Raw genomic sequence first — 16,499 nt, forward strand, 5'->3', positions numbered from 1 at the left:
GGCGGCGATGGCCTCCCGGGCGCCGGTCAGGGCCGGGGTTTCCGGCGCTTCGCCTACTTCTTCTTGCCGCGCTTCTCGCGCACCCGCACGGAGATGTGGATCGGCGTCCCGTCGAAGCCGAACTCCTCGCGCAGCCGGCGCTCGATGAAGCGCCGGTAGCCCGCCTCGATGAAACCGGAGGCGAACAGCACGAACCGCGGCGGCTTGGTGCCCGCCTGCGTGCCGAACAGGATGCGCGGCTGCTTGCCTCCCCGGACCGGGTGCGGGTGGGCGGCGACCAGCTCACCGAGGAAGGCGTTCAGCCTGCCCGTCGGGACCCGGGTCTCCCAGCCCGCCAGGGCCGTCTCGATCGCCGGGACGAGCTTCTCCATGTGCCGGCCGGTGCGCGCCGAGACGTTGACCCGCGGCGCCCACGCCACCTGGCCGAGCTCGGTCTCGATCTCCCGCTCCAGGTAGTAGCGGCGCTCCTCGTCGAGGGTGTCCCACTTGTTGTACGCCATGACGATCGCGCGGCCCGCCTCGACGGCCATGGTGACGATCCGCTGGTCCTGCACCGAGATGGACTCGGAACCGTCGATCAGAATGACCGCGACCTCCGCCTTCTCGACGGCGGCGGCGGTGCGCAGCGAGGCGTAGTAGTCGGCGCCCTGCTGGAGGTGGACCCGCTTGCGGATGCCCGCCGTGTCGACGAACTTCCAGGTGACGCCGCCGAGTTCGATCATCTCGTCGACCGGGTCGCGGGTGGTGCCCGCCAGCTCGTTGACGACGACGCGCTCCTCGCCCGCCACCTTGTTCAGCAGGGAGGACTTGCCGACGTTCGGGCGGCCGATCAGGGCGATGCGCCGCGGGCCGCCGATGCCGCCCCCGCCGAAGGTCTGGCGCGGCGCGTCGGGGAGCACCTCCAGAACCTGGTCGAGCATGTCGCCGGTGCCCCGGCCGTGCAGCGCGGAGACCGGGTGCGGCTCCCCCAAACCCAGCGACCACAGGTAGGACGCGTCGGCCTCCCCGCTCGGGCCGTCCACCTTGTTGGCGCACAGCACGACCGGCTTGCCGGCCTTGCGCAGCAGCCGGACGACGGCCTCGTCGGTGTCGGTGGCGCCGACCTTGGCGTCGACGACGAAGACGACCGCGTCGGCGGCCTCGATCGCGTACTCGGCCTGGGCGGCCACGGAGGCGTCGATACCGAGGACGTCCTGCTCCCAGCCGCCGGTGTCGACGACCTTGAAGCGGCGGCCCGCCCACTCGGCCTCGTAGGTCACACGGTCGCGGGTGACTCCGGGCTTGTCCTCGACGACCGCCTCACGGCGCCCGATGATGCGGTTCACCAGAGTCGACTTGCCGACATTGGGGCGGCCGACGACGGCGAGCACGGGAAGCGGGCCGTGGCCCGCCTCCTCGATGGCGCCCTCGACGTCCTCGAGGTCGAAGCCCTCCTCCGCGGCGAGCTCCATGAACTCCGCGAACTCGGCGTCGCCGAGCGCCCCGTGGTCGTGCTCGTGGGCGCCCTCGGACGCGTCCGAGCCGTCGGGCTGGATGTGGTCGTTCATGAAGTCCGTACCTCGTCGTTCATTCGTGGTGGTCGGTGGAGTGCCCGGTGTGTTCCGGGCTGATCCACTACTCAGTGTCGCCTAGCGCCTGGTGAGGTGCCTGGCGTTTTCCAGGTGGGCGGCCAGCTGCTTCTGGATGCGCCCGGTCGCCTCGTCCAGCGCCTTGCGCGTCCGGCGACCGCTGCCGTCGCCCGCCTCGAAGGGCTCGCCGAAGACGACGTCGACGCGCGAGCGCAGCGGAGGCAGCGCTTTTATCAACCGCCCGGGCTTGTCGGAACTTCCCAGCACGGCGACCGGCACGATCGGGGCGCCGCTGCGCACCGCGAAGTACGCCAGGCCGGCGCGCAGCGAGGCGAAGTCGCCCTCGCCCCGGGTGCCCTCCGGGAAGATGCCGAGCACGCCCCCGGCCGCCAGGACACCCAGCGCGTGGGTGATCGCCGTGCGGTCGGTGGTGTCGCGGTCGACCTTCACCTGTCCGATGCCGAGCAGGAAGGGGTCCAGCGGACCGATGAAGGCTTCCTTCTTGATCAGGAAGTGCGTCGGCCGGGGCGCCACGCCCATGACCATGGGGCCGTCGATGTTGTGGGAGTGGTTGACCGCGAGGATCACCGGGCCGCTCGCGGGCACCCGCCAGGCGCCGAGCACGCGCGGCTTCCACAGCCCGTACATCAGGCCGACGCCGATGCGCCGCCCGACCTCGGCACCCCGTGCCGAAGGAAGCTCGGTCACTTTCCGGCCCGCTTCTCCTCGACGAGGGTGACGACGCACTCGATGACCTGGGCCAGCGTGAGCTCGGTGGTGTCCACCTCGACGGCGTCGTCCGCCTTGGCGAGCGGGGAGGTCTTGCGGCTGGAGTCGGCGGCGTCCCGCTTGATGAGCGCCTCGCGGGTGGAGTGGACGTCGGAGCCCTTCAGCTCACCGCTGCGGCGGGCGGCGCGCGCTTCCGGGGAGGCGGTGAGGAAGATCTTGAGGTCGGCGTCGGGCAGCACGGTCGTGCCGATGTCCCGGCCCTCCACGACGATGCCCTGCTCCGCGGAGGCGGCGATCGAGCGCTGCAGCTCGGTGATCCGGGCGCGCACCTCGGGCACCGCGCTCACCGCGCTGACCTTGGAGGAGACCTCCTGGGTGCGGATCGGGCCGGCCACGTCCACCCCGTCGACCGTGATGGCGGGCCCCTCCGGGTCGGTGCCGGAGACGATCTCGGGCTTGCCCGCCACGGCGGCGATGGCGGACGGGTCATCTATGTCGATGCCGTTGCTCACCATCCACCAGGTGATCGCCCGGTACTGGGCGCCGGTGTCCAGGTAGCTCAGCCCGAGCTGGGCCGCCACGGCCTTCGAGGTGCTCGACTTGCCCGTGCCGGCGGGGCCGTCGATGGCGACAATCACTGGCGTGGCGCTTTCCACAGTGGGGACCTTCCTGAACCGGGCTCGGCGGGGGTGAGGGCGCGAGTGCCCCGCACAAGGTTACTGGGTGCGGGTCACTCGTCCGGCCGCGCGTCCGGGGCGGCCGCACACCGCCACCGATGACGCTCGCCCCACCCGCGCCCGCCCGGCCCCGGCCCACGGCGCGGCGCCGACCGATCCACGCCAGGCCTCGGACCGACCGCGACACTCACATCCAGCCCACCGGCCCGCGGCCGGCCACGACGCTCGGGCCACCTCCAGCCCGTCCGGCGATTGAGGACGAGGCCGTTCAGGCCGAAGCGGGGGCCCGGGGGGCGGCAGCCCCCGGAACCGGCCGGCCCACCGACCGCACCCCCTACTGCCGGAGAGCCCAACCCCGTTCCCGCAGCGCAGCACTCAGTACCGGGGCCGCCTTCGGCTCCACCATCAGCTGCACCAGACCGGCCTGCTGCCCCGTCGCATGCTCGATGCGTACGTCCTCGATGTTGACGCCGGCCAGGCCCGCGTCGGCGAAGATCCGGGCCAGCTGCCCCGGCTGGTCGTCGATGAGCACGGCCACGACCTCGTAGGCGCGCGGCGCGGACCCGTGCTTGCCGGGGACGCGGACCTGCCCGGCGTTGCCGCGCCGCAGCACGTCCTCGATCCCGCCGACGCCCTCGCGGCGCTTGTGGTCGTCGGAGGACTGCAGGGCACGCAGGGCCCGCACGGTCTCCTCCAGATCCGCGGCGACGTCCGTGAGCAGGTCGGCGACCGGCGCGGGGTTCGCGGAGAGGATGTCGATCCACATCCGGGGGTCGGAGGCGGCGATCCTCGTCACATCCCGGATGCCCTGCCCGCACAGCCGTACGGCGGCCTCCTCCGCGTGCTCCAGGCGCGCAGCGACCAGGCTGGAGACCAGGTGGGGCATGTGCGAGACGAGGGCGACGGCACGGTCGTGGGCGTCGGCGTCCATCACCACCGGCACGGCGCGGCAGTGCGAGACGAGTTCCAGGGCGAGGTTCAGCACCTCGGTGTCGGTGTCCCGGGTCGGGGTGAGCACCCAGGGTCGGCCCTCGAAGAGGTCGCCGGTCGCGGCCAGCGGGCCGGACTTCTCCCGGCCCGACATGGGGTGCGAGCCGATGTACGCGGACAGGTCGAGGCCGCGCGCCTCCAGCTCGCGGCGCGGCCCGCCCTTGACGCTGGCGACGTCCAGGTAGCCGCGTCCGGCACCGCGCCGCATGGCGTCGGTGAGCACGTCGGCCACGTGTGCGGGCGGTGCGGCGACGATCACGAGGTCGACGGGCCCGTCCGGCGCCTCGTCCGTGCCGGCGCCGAGCGCGGCCGCCGTACGCGCCTGCTCGGGGTCCGGGTCGGCGAGGTGCACGGTGACGCCCCGCTGGGACAGGGCCAGGGCGGCGGACGTGCCGATGAGGCCGGTCCCGATGACGAGTGCGGTCCTCACTGGGCGATGTCCTTGCGCAGGGCGGCCGCGGCGCCGAGGTAGACGTGGGCGATACCGGCCCGGGGGCGGTCGGACTCGATGTGCGCGAGGACGCGGACGACTCGGGGCATGGCGCCCTCGATGTCCAGTTCCTGGGCGCAGATCAGCGGCACGTCGATGATGCCCAGCTTGCGGGCGGCCGCGGCCGGGAAGTCGCTGTGCAGATCGGGCGTGGCCGTGAACCAGATGCTGATCAGGTCGTCGGCGGCGAGATCGTTGCGCTCCAGGATCTCCGTGAGCAGGGCTCCGACCTGCTCGTCCATGTGCCCGGCCTCGTCCCGTTCCAGTTGGACGGCGCCCCGGACCGCTCGTACCGCCACGGCGATGCTCCTTGCTGACGTGCGTGTCGCTCTACGTCCGACCAGCCTAGTCAGCCCGCGCGACCCGGGTGCGCGGCGCCCGCCCGGTGAGACGCCAGGAACGGCACCTTTGGGTAAGTTCAGTGCCTAGACGACGCATATTCCGATTCACCCTATTTGGCACGTTCGGAGTGACGACATGACGTACGAGACGACGCGCCGCACGGTTCTCCTCGCGACCGGTGCCACGGGCGCGGCGGCACTCGTCGCGGCCTGCGGTGGGGGCGGCGACGACAGCGGTTCCGCGTCGACGGGCTCCCCCACCGGCCAGGACGCGACGGGCGGTCCCGCCGGGCAGGTCCTGGCCAACATCGACGAGATCCCGGTCGGCGGCGGCAAGATCTTCAAGGACGAGGAAGTCGTGGTGACCCAGCCGGAGCAGGGCCGGTTCAAGGCCTTCTCGGCGATCTGCACCCACCAGCGCTGCACGGTGGGGTCCGTCTCCGACGGCACGATCAACTGCCCCTGCCACGGCAGCAAGTTCCAGATCGCCGACGGTGCGGTGTCCCAGGGCCCGGCGACCCGGCCGCTGCCCGCCCAGCAGATCAGCGTGGAGGGAAACGCGATTCGCCTGACCTGAGGACCCGCGCCCGGCACCGGGCCGTCACGCGTCCCAGAGCGCCCCGAGGGTGAGCAGGTCGCTCCGGTACTCGACGCGGTCGGCCCACTCGGTGGGCCAGGCCTCCGCGCCCAGGTACGCGCCCGCGAAGGCGCCCGCCAGGCAGGCGATCGAGTCCGAGTCGCCGGCGGTGCAGGCGGCGCGGCGCAGGGCCGTCACCGGCTCGTCGACGAAGAGCAGGAAGCAGAGCAGCCCGGTCGCCAGGGCTTCCTCGGCGATCCAGCCCTCGCCGGTGGCCAGACACGGATCGGTCTCCGGCGAGACGGTGCGCACGGCGTGCCGGAGCCGTTCGAGGGCCTCCAGGCACTCGTCCCAGCCGCGGGCGATGAACCGCCCGGGGCTCGGGTCCCCGGCCCGCCGCCACAGGTCACCGAGCCAGCGCTCGTGGTAGCGGCTGCGGTTCTCCAGGGCGTACGAGCGGAGCAGGCCGATCAGCCCGGTCGGCTCGGCGCCGTGCGCGAGCAGACGTACGGCGTGTGCGGTGAGGTCGGACGCGGCGAGCGCGGTGGGGTGCCCGTGGGTGAGGGCGGACTGCAACTGGGCGGCGCCCGCGCGCTGTTCGTCACTCAGACCGGGCACCAGCCCGAGCGGCGCGACGCGCATGTTGGCGCCGCAGCCCTTGGATTCGATCTGGCCGGCGTCCTGCCAGGGGCGGGATTCGTCCTTCAGCAGGTGGCAGGCCTTCATGCAGGTGCGGCCGGGAGCCCGGTTGTTCTCAGGGGACTGGTACCAGTTCACGAACTCCTCCCGCAGGGGCCGGGCCAGCCGCAGCGGGGTGAGCGGCCCCCGGTCCATCGCCGTCCGCACCGCCCGGCCGAGCGCCAGTGTCATCTGGGTGTCGTCCGAGACGAAGGCGCGCTTCGGCAGCTCCATCTGCCGCCAGGGCCCGCACTTGGCGAGGATCGAGGGGACGTCGTTGAACTCGGTCGGAAAGCCCAGCGCATCCCCGAGGGCCAGGCCCGTGAGCGCTCCGGTGGCGGCTTGCTTGTGGACGAGCATGGTCATGCGGGGCGTCCTTCCCGGGTGGGCCGGAGGAGAGGCGGGTGGAGGGCGGTGGCGGTTCCGGCGCGGTACAGCGCGGCGGGTTTGCCGCGGCCGCCGGTCAGACGCGCGGCGCCCGGGACGGCTTCGACGAATCCCGGTGTGGCGAGCACCTTGCGCCGGAAGTTGGGCCGGTCCAGCTCGGTGCCCCACACGGTCTCGTAGACCTGCTGGAGCTCGCCGAGGGTGAACTCGGGCGGGCAGAAGGCGGTGGCGAGGCAGGTGTACTCGAACTTGGCGCCGACGCGGTCGTGGGCGTCGGCCAGGATGCGGTCGTGGTCGAAGGCGAGCGGACCCGCCGTGCCGTACGGCATCCAGTCGGCCCGGGCCGCGTCGCTGCCGCCGTGCGCCTCGGGAGCGTCGGGCAGCAGTGCGGCGAAGGCGACGGACACGACCCGCATCCGGGGGTCGCGGCCGGGCTCGCTGTACGTCCGCAACTGCTCCAGGTGCAGCCCCGAGACGTCGGACAGGCCGGTCTCCTCGGCGAGTTCACGCCGGGCGGCCGTCTCCGCGGACTCGTCCGGCCGCAGGAATCCGCCGGGCAGGGCCCAGCGCCCGGCGTACGGCTCCTGGCCGCGCTCGACGAGCAGCACGTGCAGCGCGCCCTCCCGGAGGGTGAACACGGCCAGATCGACGGTGACGGCGAAGGGTTCGTGGGCGTACTTGTCGTAGCCGTCCACGCAGCAGCCCCTTTAATAGTCAGCACGACTATAAAAGGGGGTGCCGGTCACTCACAAGGTCTAGAGGTCGACCTCCTGCATCAGCATCCCGACCTCGGTGTTGGACAGCCGCCGCAGCCAGCCCGACTTCTGGTCGCCCAGGGTGATCGGCCCGAAGGCGACCCGGACCAGCTTGTCGACCGGGAAGCCGGCCTCCGCCAGCATCCGGCGCACGATGTGCTTGCGGCCCTCGTGGAGGGTGACCTCGACGAGGTAGTTCTTGCCGGTCTGCTGGACGACCCGGAAGTGGTCCGCGCGGGCGTAGCCGTCCTCCAGCTGGATGCCGTCCTTGAGCTGCTTGCCCAGGTCGCGCGGGATGGGGCCGACGATGTGCGCGAGGTAGGTCTTCTTCACGCCGTACTTCGGGTGCGTCAGCCGGTGGGCCAGCTCACCGTGGTTGGTGAGCAGGATGACGCCCTCGGTCTCGGTGTCGAGCCGGCCGACGTGGAAGAGCCGGGTCTCGCGGTTGGTGACGTAGTCACCGAGGCACTGCCGGCCCTCCGGGTCCTCCATCGTCGAGACGACACCGGCGGGCTTGTTCAGCGAGAAGAACTGGAAACGCTGCGTGGCGACGGTCAGCCCGTCGACCTTGATCTCGTCCTTCTCCGGGTCGACGCGCCGCCCCTGCTCCAGGACGATCTCGCCGTTGATCTCGACCCGGGCCTGCTCGATCAGCTCCTCGCAGGCACGGCGGGAGCCGAAGCCCGCACGGGCGAGGACCTTCTGCAGCCGCTCGCCCTCCTGCTCGGCGCCGGGGAAGGTCTTGGGGAGCTTGACCTCCTTCTTCCCGGCGTACCGGTCGCGGTTGCGCTCCTCGACCTGCGCCTCGTACTCGCGCGGGCGCGCCGGGGCCGTACGCCCCTGCCTCTGGGGCTGCTTGGGCCCGCCCTTGGCGCCGCCGCGCGCGGCCCCGCCACGCCCGGCCTTGGGGCCGTCCTTCGTCGCCCCGGGGCCCACGTCGTAGCGGCGCTCCTCGGGGCGGGGCTTGCTGGGGCGGCCCTGCCCCTGCTTCTGGTCCCTGTTGTTGCCGGCGCCGCGGTGGTTACCGCGTCCGCCGCTCTTGCCGCTGCCGCTGCTTCGCATCAAAGTTCCGTCTGGTCGTCTTCGTCGTCGGTACCCGGGGTGGCCGGGCGGCTGCCCGGCACGTCGTCGTCAGGCGCGTCCGGGTCGAACGACGGTACGCCTTCCTGGGTCTCGGCCTCGATCGCCGCCGCCTCCGGGAGGAAGGGCGCGAGCTCCGGGAGCTCGTCCAGACCGCGCAGGCCCATCCGCTCCAGGAAGTAGTTCGTCGTCCTGTACAGGATCGCACCTGTTTCGGGTTCCGTGCCCGCCTCCTCTATCAGACCGCGCTGGAGGAGGGTGCGCATGACGCCGTCGCAGTTCACTCCGCGTACCGCCGAGACCCTGCTGCGGCTGACCGGCTGGCGGTAGGCGACGACGGCCAGGGTCTCCAGTGCGGCCTGGGTGAGGCGGGCCTGCTGGCCGTCCAGGACGAAGCGCTCCACGGCCGGCGCGAAGGCGGCCCGGGTGTAGAAGCGCCAGCCGTTCGCGACGTACCGCAGCTCGAAGCCGCGGCCCTGGACGGTGTACTCGTCGGCCAGCTCGCGCAGGGCGTCCGCGATCTGGCGCTTCGGCCGCTCCAGTATCTTCGCCAGGTGCTCCTCGGTCGCGGGCTCGTCCACGACCATGAGGACGGCCTCCAGGGCCGGTTTCAGATCGAGACCGGCGACGGCACTGAGCCCGGCCGGCAGGTCGGTCGTTCGCTCGCTCACGCCTTCTTCTCCTCCTTCGGCGGCTCGGGCGGCCGGTCGAACTCGTCGGTGACGGTCGGTGTCTCGTCCCCGTCGCCGCCGGTCCACCGCACGAGCAGGTCCCCGAGCGCGGTCTCCTGCTCCAGCGCCACGGCCTTCTCGCGGTACAGCTCCAGCAGGGCGAGGAACCTCGCCACGACGGTCAGGGTGTCGTCGGTGTCCGCCACGAGGGACCGGAAGCTGGCCTCACCGAGCTCCCTGAGCCGGGCCACGACGATCTGCGCCTGCTCCTGCACGCTGACCAGCGGGGCGTGGATGTGGTCGACGTAGACCTGGGGCTTGGGTCTCGGCTGCATCGCCTTCACGGCGAGCTTGGCGAACCCTTCCGCCCCGATGCTGATGACGACGTCGGGCAGCAGTTCGGCGTGGTGCGCCTCCAGCCCGACGGTCCGGGGGTAACGCCGAGCCTCGTCGTCGAGGCGGCCGCTGAAGATGTCGGCGATCTGCTTGTACGCGCGGTACTGCAGCAGCCGGGCGAACAGCAGGTCCCGTGCTTCGAGCAGTGCGAGATCACCCTCGTCCTCCACCTCGGCGGCGGGCAGCAGCCGCGCGGCCTTCAGGTCGAGCAGGGTGGCGGCGACGACCAGGAACTCGGTCGTCTCGTCCAGGTCCCAGTCCGGCCCCATCGCCCGGATGTGGGCCATGAACTCGTCGGTCACCTTCGACAGCGCTACCTCGGTGACGTCCAGCTTGTGCCGCGAGATCAACTGCAACAGCAGATCGAAGGGCCCCTCGAAGTTGGCGAGCCGGACCTTGAAGACCCCGTCGCCGACCGCCTTGGCGCCATCGGCCGGCGGCTGGGTCGCCGAGGCGCTCTCGGAAGCCTCGCCCGGCCCGGCCACCGAGCTCACGCGCCGCGGCGCGGCAGCAGCCCCACTCGGCGCGGCCACGCCCTCCGGCCCGGCCGGGTCCTCGGCCCCGGCGTCGCCTTCGGCTGTGGACGGCACCACGGGCTCGACCGATTCCACGCGCCCGGTGGCCTCCTGGGGCAGCGAGTCCGGCTCGACCGGATCGGCCACCGGGGCCGTCGGCCCGGCGAGTGCGGTCGGAACGCCCGCTCCTGCCGCCACGCCCGCAGGCGCCACCCCGGCCGGGGCCGTCTGCTCCGGCTTCTCGACCGGCGGAGCTGTCCGATCCGCCTCCACAGCCGGAGCGCGCTGCTCGACCGGCGGAGCTGTCCGGTCCGCCGCCGCGGGAGTCCCGAGCTGCTCAGTCGCCGGGGCCGCCGCTCCCCGCCCCAGCGCACGCCGGCGGCCGGGCCGGGCACCGGGGGGAGGTGGGGAAGCGTTCGAGGTCATGGCCCCCGCAGGCTACCGCTACCGCCCGCGCAGCCGCCGTACGAGGATGCTGGCGTCTCCGCGGGTCTCCAGGTCGGCGAGGACCACCGCGACCGCCTCTCGGACGATGCGCCCGCGGTCCACGGCCAGACCGTGCTCGCCACGGAGGACGAGACGGGCGTGCTCGAGGTCCATGAGCTCCTCGGCCGACACGTACACCGTGATCTTCTCGTCGTGCCGCTCACGGCCGCTGGGGCGGCGCGAGGGGTTCCGCCCGCGCTTGCGGGGCGCGGCGGCTGCCGCACCGGCGGCAGAACCTTCCTGCGCCGCCTGCCGACGGGCGGTGCCGGAGCGCTCGGCGGCCGCGGAACGACTGTGACCCTCCCCGGCCTCGGCCGGCTCCGCGTCCGCCGCGACATGCTCCGGACCCTCGCCGTCACCGCCCTGCGCGGGCACCGCCTGCGGCGCGTCCTCCGCAGCGGCGGCCGCCGCGTCGCCCTCCCCCGCCGGAGCGGGCACCCGGGCGTCGCCGTTGGCCTGACGCCTGGGCTGGGACGACTGAAGCGCCATCCCCCCTGTCGTACGGAAGAGTTCGTCGGCCCCCGGCAGACTCACTCGGCGTGACACCGGGCGAGCACCTCCCTGGCGAGCTGGCGGTAGGCGGCGGCGCCGACGGAGTTGGAGGCGTACGTGGTGATCGGCTCACCGGCGACCGTGGTCTCCGGGAAGCGGACCGTGCGCCCGATGACCGTGTGGTAGACGTGGTCGTCGAAAGCCTCGACCACCCGCGCGAGCACCTCACGGCTGTGCACCGTGCGCGAGTCGTACATGGTGGCGAGGATGCCGTCGAGCTCCAGCTCGGGGTTGAGCCGCTCCTGGACCTTCTCGATGGTCTCCGTCAGCAGGGCCACACCGCGCAGCGCGAAGAACTCGCACTCCAGCGGCACTATCACCTTGTGCGCGGCCGTCAGGGCGTTCACCGTGAGCAGGCCGAGCGAGGGCTGGCAGTCGATGACGATGAAGTCGTAGTCGGGCAGCAGCGGCTTCAGGGCGCGCTGCAGCGTCGATTCGCGGGCGACCTCGGAGACCAGCTGGACCTCGGCCGCCGACAGGTCGATGTTGCTCGGCAGCAGGTCCATGTTGGGGACCGCCGTCTTCAGCAGCACCTCGTCGGCCGCCATACCCCGCTCCATGAGCAGGTTGTAGACGGTGAGGTCGAGTTCCATCGGGTTGACACCGAGTCCGACCGACAGCGCGCCCTGCGGGTCGAAGTCCACGAGCAGGACCCGGCGTCCGTACTCCGCGAGCGCGGCACCCAGGTTGATGGTCGACGTGGTCTTGCCGACGCCGCCCTTCTGGTTGCACATCGCGATGATCTTCGCGGGACCGTGCTCGGGCAGCGGACCCGGGATCGGGAAGTACGGCAGCGGACGACCGGTCGGGCCGACACGCTCCCGGCGCTGTCTGGCCGCGTCGGGCGCGAGAGTGGCCGCGTACTCGGGGTCGGGCTCGTACTCCGCGTCGGGGTCGTAGAAGTGCCCCTCGGGCAGTTCGTCGTAGTCGGCGAAGTGGTTGTGGGGCGCGCCACTTCCGTCGCCGGCCATGGCGTTCACGTGATGGCCATCCATCTTCTGGTGTGCTGTGTGAGTCGCCTGCTGACTCTGGTGGGCTGCGAAGGTGCGCACAGCGACGGAGCCGACAGCCGCGAACCCCGCGGGCTCCTGGTCCCGTGCAGGCATTCCTGGTTGGCCACCCCCGGGAGTAAATGTCGACTCATTCACAAGTCGTCTTACCTCCTTGGTGACCAGGAAACTTCTAGACAGGTCAGCGTGGCACCATGCCGACAGCTGGCGACTCTATGGCGTGTCGGGCGTCCGCAGCAACACAATCCGCCGGACCCGGCCCGATGTGTCGGCAATGAAACATCCCGCTGTCAAGGGCGTACGGCCGTCGCACGGCAGGTTTCACCGGTGTGCGAATCGGTTGAAGGGTTACGTTCGAGGCGAGTTGCTCGAGAATCGCGAAGTGACCATACACACATCCGGCCGGACCTTGTCGGGCAAGGTCCGGCCGGGTGCACGGCGTTGACGACGGGTGTTGACGTATCGCCTTTGCCGGTTGGTTACTTAGCCGACTTACCGGCTGCCGGGTGTCGGCGCGCGGCTCAGCCGAGCAGCGAGGACAGCTCCACGTGCTCCACGCCGTGCGCCTCGGCGACCTCGCGGTAAACGACCTTGCCGTCATGGGTGTTGAGGCCCTTGGCGAGCGCCGGGTCGCGGCGCAGCGCGTCCGCCCAGCCGTGGTTGGCCAGCTCGACGATGTAGGGCAGCGTGGCGTTGGTCAGCGCGTAGGTGGAGGTGTTGGGCACCGCACCGGGCATGTTGGCGACGCAGTAGAAGACCGAGTTGTGGACCCGGAAGGCCGGCTCGGCGTGGGTGGTCGGGCGGGAGTCCTCGAAGCAGCCGCCCTGGTCGATCGCGATGTCGACAAGGACACTTCCGGGCTTCATGCGCGAGACGAGCTCGTTGGTGACCAGCTTCGGGGCCTTGGCGCCGGGGATCAGCACCGCGCCGATGACGAGGTCGGCCTCCAGGCAGGCCTTCTCCAGCTCGAAGGCGTTGGAGACGACGGTCTGGATCTTCGTGCCGAAGACCTTGTCGGCCTCGCGGAGCTTGTTGATGTCCTTGTCGAGCAGGGTCACGTGGAAGCCCATGCCGATGGCGATCTGCGCGGCGTTCCAGCCGGAGACGCCGCCGCCGATCACGACGGCGCGGCCGGCCAGCACGCCGGGGACTCCGCCGGGCAGGACGCCGCGGCCGCCGTTGGCGCGCATCAGGTGGTAGGCGCCGACCTGCGGGGCGAGCCGGCCCGCGACCTCGGACATCGGGGCGAGCAGCGGCAGCGCGCGGCTCGGCAGCTCGACGGTCTCGTAGGCGATGGCCGTGGTGCCGGACTCCAGCAGGGCGTCCGTGCACTCCTTGGAGGCGGCCAGGTGCAGGTAGGTGAAGAGCGTCTGGTCCTTGCGGAGGCGGTGGTACTCCTCGGCGATGGGCTCCTTGACCTTCAGCAGCAGGTCGGCGGCGGCCCACACCTCGTCGCCGGTGCCCAGGATCTGCGCACCGGCGGCGACGTACTCCTCGTTCGTGATCGAGGAGCCGACGCCGGCGTCGCGTTCGATGACGACCTGGTGGCCGTGGCGCACCAGCTCGTGCACGCCGGCGGGGGTGATGGCCACCCGGAACTCGTTGTTCTTGACCTCGCGGGGGATGCCGACCTTCACGTCGATCACGGTCCTTGGCTCAGAGGGTATGGGGGGTCTTACTTAGACATACCCGGGCACGCACGGGCACACCGGGAGAGACCGCAGGAGAACGTGCGGCAGAGCCAGTCTAATGAAGGTGTTCTCGCTGTCCAGCCTTTCATTGCATCAATCTTCAGCTGATGCGGTACGGATTTCGCAGGCGTCAGGGTCATTTTGAAGGTTTGAGTCGCCGAGAATCCGCTCGGCGGCACCCCGGTGCAGCCCCGCCGACGCGGGATCACCCAGGTTTTCGAGGGTGTCGGCGACCCGCAGGTGCAGGGCCGCCTGCAGCCGCGGGTCCTCGGCGCGCCGCGCCCACTCCACGGCCTCCCGGCAGGTGCGCAGCGCCTCGTCGGGGCGGCCCGCGTACTCCTGGACCCGTGCCAGCTCGCTCAGGGCCCGGGCCTGGGCGGCCACATCGCCGTTCTTGCGGTGGCCGGCGATCGCCGCGCGCCAGTTCCGCAGGGCATCGCCGTAGCGGCCCGCCAACGTGTGGGCGGCGGCGATGCGCCCGTAGAGCCGGGCGGCCTCGGCGCGCTCGCCCCGGGCGAGCCGCTCGACCAGGGCACGGCCGAACCAGTCGGCGGCCCGGTCGAAGTCGCCGAGCTCCAGATGCGCGCCGCCTACGGATTCCATCGCGCGGCCGGTCGCGTACGGGTCGTTCACCTCGCGCCCGGCGTCCAGCGCGGCCCGGTAGCGCGTCAGGGCGTCGGCCGTGCGGCCGGTGCGGGCGTCCAGGTCGCCGAGGTTCAGCAGGGCGGCGGCCCGCTCGCGGGGCAGATTCCGGCGCTCGGCGACGTCGAGGACCATGCCGTGGATGTCGTAGAGGTCGGGCGCGGCCGCCCGGGTGCCGATGTGCGCCGCCATCGCCCGGACCAGCTGGGACATCAGCCGTCGGGCCAGGGTGTCCAGCTCCCCGTCGGCGACCGCGAGCCGGGCCGAGGCCAGCAGGGCGGGCCGGGTCAGGCGCAGCCAGTCGGCGGCCGCCCGCGGAGTGGGGAAGCGCAGGGCGCGTGGCATGTCGAGGAGCTTCTGGCGGGCCTGCGGGCTGTCGGTCTCGGTGATCGCCCGGCAGGCCTGGAGCAGCCGGACGGTGCGTTCCAGCATGCGGGCGCGGGCCAGCTGGAGATCGGCGGGGCGTTCGTGGTGCTCGGCGAGGATCCGCAGCTGCGGGTGCAGACAGCCGGGCACCTCGTACTGCGGCAGCGGGGAGTCCACCGCGTGCAGGAAGCCCAGGGCGACGAAGTCGTCGAGGGTGGTGCGGGCGCTGTCGACGGAGCAGCCGACGAGCGCGGACGCGGTCTGCGGGTCGACGAGGCCGGCCGGGGCGAGGGCGAGCAGGCGCAGCATCCGGGCGGCGGTCGCCGGCAGGGCGGCATGGGCGAGCCGGAAGACCCGGGTCAGGGCGGTGCCCTCGGAGTCGTCGGCGCGCAGCTGCTTGGCCAGGTCGGAGACGGCGGCCTTGGGGCGGGCCGCGAGCCAGCCGCCCGCCAGCATCAGCGCGGCCGGCTGCCCCTGGCACTCCTCGGCGAGGCCCTCGGCGGCCCGGGGGTCGACAGTGATGCGAACCGACCCGGTGTGCCGGGTCAGCAGTTCCACTCCGGACTTGGCGTCCAGGCCGCCGAGGGTGCAGGGGCGGACGTCGGAGATGCCGGTCAGCGGGCCCTCGGAGACCGCGACGACGAGGCAGTCGGGGGTGTCGGGCAGCAGGGCGTCGACCTGCTCGGCGTCGGCCGCGTCGTCCAGCAGGAGCAGCACCCGGCGGTCGGCCAGGGCGGTGCGCAGGGCCTCGGTGAGGTCGTCCTCGCAGGCCCCGGCCGGCGCCGGTGTGTCCAGGGCGGTGAGGAGGTCACGGGCGGCACGGCCGACGGGGACCGGGGTGCCGCCGGGCTCGGTCAGGCTCGCCCGCAGCACCCCGTCGGGGTAACGGTCCGCAACCTGCCGGACGAGTTCCTCGGCGAGTGCGGTGCGGCCCGAGCCGGGCCGGCCGGCGATGAGCAGCACGCGTGCGCGGGGTGCCTTGCGGCCTGCCAGGGTGTCCAGTCCGGCGCGCTCGATGTCGGCGCGCAGTTCCTTCAACTCCCGTGTGCGGCCGAGGAACTCGCTCGTCCCCGCAGCGGGCCCGGCCGGCCGCACGTCGCCTGTCTCCACGACCTGATCCGTCACGGGCCACACTCCCGTCCCACCGCACACGCAAGCCCGCCGGGACTCCGGTTCGGGCGTGCCCCAGAGCCTAGTTCACGCTCTGCAACGTTCCGGGTGGAGCACGGCGGGCGGACGGCCACTTCCCCCGATCGGATCAGCAGATCGTAGGACCGCCACCATCGGAGTCGCCCCTGAAAGGGGCGCGAGGAACTGCGCGACAAGCCGCGACGCCGCAGCACCCAACCGACGACCTCAGCGGCACCCACCCTCACGGCACCCCCAGCGGAGCGCTACGCCTCGAACGGGCGGGCCGGCCAGGGCGCCTGGGCCGGGCGCAGTGCGTCCAGCCCGTCACCGCTCCGCGCGGCGACGAGGGACAGGACGCCCACGACGAGGCAGTTGTTGTGGAGCTCACCGGCCAGCACACCCCGCACGAGGTCCTCGACCGGCACCCGGTCCAGTTCCATGTCGGCCTCTTCCTCCGCGACGGCGAAGCGCTCGCCCTCGGCCTCGGAAAGGTCCCGCGCGAGGAAGATCCGGACGGCCTCGTCGCAGCCGCCGGGCGTGGTGTAGACGTCGGTCAGCACCCGCCAGTCCTCCGCCTTGACGTGCGCCTCCTCGTACAGCTCGCGCTGCGCCGCGTGCAGCGGGTTCTCGCCGGGGACGTCGAGCAGCCCGGCCGGGATCTCCCACAGCTTGTGGCGCACGGGGTGGCGGTACTGGCGCAGGACCAGCACGCGGTCGGCCTCGTCGAGGGCGAGGACGGCCACGGAGCCGGGGTGGACCTGGTAGTC

16 protein-coding genes are annotated in these 16,499 nt (G+C 72.3%); 1 reads left to right on the forward strand and 15 read right to left on the reverse strand.

What is annotated here, in order from left to right; translation table 11 throughout:
* Nucleotides 1-53 precede the first annotated feature (53 nt).
* From der to aroH, 5 genes are all read right to left on the reverse strand, one after another.
* Nucleotides 54-1,547: a ribosome biogenesis GTPase Der gene (gene der, locus ABT116_RS29280; RefSeq protein WP_351640063.1), complete on the reverse strand. Its 1,494-nt coding sequence runs from the start codon at nucleotides 1,545-1,547 to the stop codon at nucleotides 54-56.
* Nucleotides 1,548-1,628: 81 nt separating this feature from the next.
* Nucleotides 1,629-2,276: a lysophospholipid acyltransferase family protein gene (locus tag ABT116_RS29285; RefSeq protein ID WP_351640065.1), complete on the reverse strand. Its 648-nt coding sequence runs from the start codon at nucleotides 2,274-2,276 to the stop codon at nucleotides 1,629-1,631.
* On the reverse strand, nucleotides 2,273-2,953 hold the full coding sequence (gene cmk, locus ABT116_RS29290) for a (d)CMP kinase (protein WP_351640066.1): 681 nt from the start codon (nucleotides 2,951-2,953) through the stop codon (nucleotides 2,273-2,275). The genes ABT116_RS29285 and cmk overlap by 4 nt, the downstream gene beginning before the upstream one ends.
* Nucleotides 2,954-3,308: 355 nt before the next feature.
* Complete coding sequence (locus ABT116_RS29295; RefSeq protein ID WP_351640068.1) at nucleotides 3,309-4,394, reverse strand: prephenate dehydrogenase; 1,086 nt, start codon at nucleotides 4,392-4,394, stop codon at nucleotides 3,309-3,311.
* Nucleotides 4,391-4,753, reverse strand: a complete 363-nt coding sequence (gene aroH, locus ABT116_RS29300; RefSeq protein WP_351640069.1) for a chorismate mutase — start codon at nucleotides 4,751-4,753, stop codon at nucleotides 4,391-4,393. The genes ABT116_RS29295 and aroH overlap by 4 nt, the downstream gene beginning before the upstream one ends.
* 178 nt (nucleotides 4,754-4,931) lie before the next feature.
* On the opposite strand from aroH, the gene ABT116_RS29305 reads away from it, so the two are divergent.
* Nucleotides 4,932-5,372, forward strand: a complete 441-nt coding sequence (locus ABT116_RS29305) for a Rieske (2Fe-2S) protein (protein ID WP_351640070.1) — start codon at nucleotides 4,932-4,934, stop codon at nucleotides 5,370-5,372.
* Between the two features lie 24 nt (nucleotides 5,373-5,396).
* Here the strand turns inward: ABT116_RS29305 and ABT116_RS29310 are convergent, their stop codons facing one another.
* From ABT116_RS29310 to ABT116_RS29355, 10 genes are all read right to left on the reverse strand, one after another.
* Nucleotides 5,397-6,416: an ADP-ribosylglycohydrolase family protein gene (locus tag ABT116_RS29310; RefSeq protein ID WP_351640072.1), complete on the reverse strand. Its 1,020-nt coding sequence runs from the start codon at nucleotides 6,414-6,416 to the stop codon at nucleotides 5,397-5,399.
* Nucleotides 6,413-7,132 (reverse strand): NUDIX hydrolase, encoded by a 720-nt coding sequence (locus ABT116_RS29315; protein WP_351640073.1) that lies wholly within the window; start codon nucleotides 7,130-7,132, stop codon nucleotides 6,413-6,415. Before ABT116_RS29315 ends, ABT116_RS29310 begins: the two co-directional genes overlap by 4 nt.
* Nucleotides 7,133-7,192: 60 nt before the next feature.
* Nucleotides 7,193-8,254, reverse strand: a complete 1,062-nt coding sequence (locus ABT116_RS29320) for a pseudouridine synthase (protein WP_351640075.1) — start codon at nucleotides 8,252-8,254, stop codon at nucleotides 7,193-7,195.
* Nucleotides 8,254-8,943, reverse strand: coding sequence for an SMC-Scp complex subunit ScpB (gene scpB / locus ABT116_RS29325; protein WP_351640077.1), 690 nt, complete (start codon nucleotides 8,941-8,943; stop codon nucleotides 8,254-8,256). The genes ABT116_RS29320 and scpB overlap by 1 nt, the downstream gene beginning before the upstream one ends.
* Nucleotides 8,940-10,127 carry a segregation and condensation protein A gene (locus ABT116_RS29330; RefSeq protein ID WP_351640078.1) on the reverse strand — a complete coding sequence of 396 codons (1,188 nt, stop codon included), beginning with the start codon at nucleotides 10,125-10,127 and terminating at the stop codon, nucleotides 8,940-8,942. Before ABT116_RS29330 ends, scpB begins: the two co-directional genes overlap by 4 nt.
* Before the next feature lie 171 nt (nucleotides 10,128-10,298).
* Nucleotides 10,299-10,886, reverse strand: a complete 588-nt coding sequence (locus ABT116_RS29335; RefSeq protein WP_351640081.1) for a hypothetical protein — start codon at nucleotides 10,884-10,886, stop codon at nucleotides 10,299-10,301.
* Nucleotides 10,871-11,998, reverse strand: a complete 1,128-nt coding sequence (locus tag ABT116_RS29340; RefSeq protein ID WP_078625596.1) for a ParA family protein — start codon at nucleotides 11,996-11,998, stop codon at nucleotides 10,871-10,873. Before ABT116_RS29340 ends, ABT116_RS29335 begins: the two co-directional genes overlap by 16 nt.
* A gap of 425 nt (nucleotides 11,999-12,423) precedes the next feature.
* Nucleotides 12,424-13,548: an alanine dehydrogenase gene (gene ald, locus ABT116_RS29345; protein WP_351640083.1), complete on the reverse strand. Its 1,125-nt coding sequence runs from the start codon at nucleotides 13,546-13,548 to the stop codon at nucleotides 12,424-12,426.
* A gap of 138 nt (nucleotides 13,549-13,686) precedes the next feature.
* Nucleotides 13,687-15,726 carry a tetratricopeptide repeat protein gene (locus ABT116_RS29350; RefSeq protein ID WP_351640085.1) on the reverse strand — a complete coding sequence of 680 codons (2,040 nt, stop codon included), beginning with the start codon at nucleotides 15,724-15,726 and terminating at the stop codon, nucleotides 13,687-13,689.
* Nucleotides 15,727-15,995: 269 nt separating this feature from the next.
* The coding region (locus ABT116_RS29355; protein WP_351640087.1) for an NUDIX domain-containing protein at nucleotides 15,996-16,499 on the reverse strand (504 nt) is incomplete at its 5' end.

This window comes from Streptomyces sp. NPDC002130 (assembly GCF_040296465.1).
Lineage (GTDB): Bacteria > Actinomycetota > Actinomycetes > Streptomycetales > Streptomycetaceae > Streptomyces.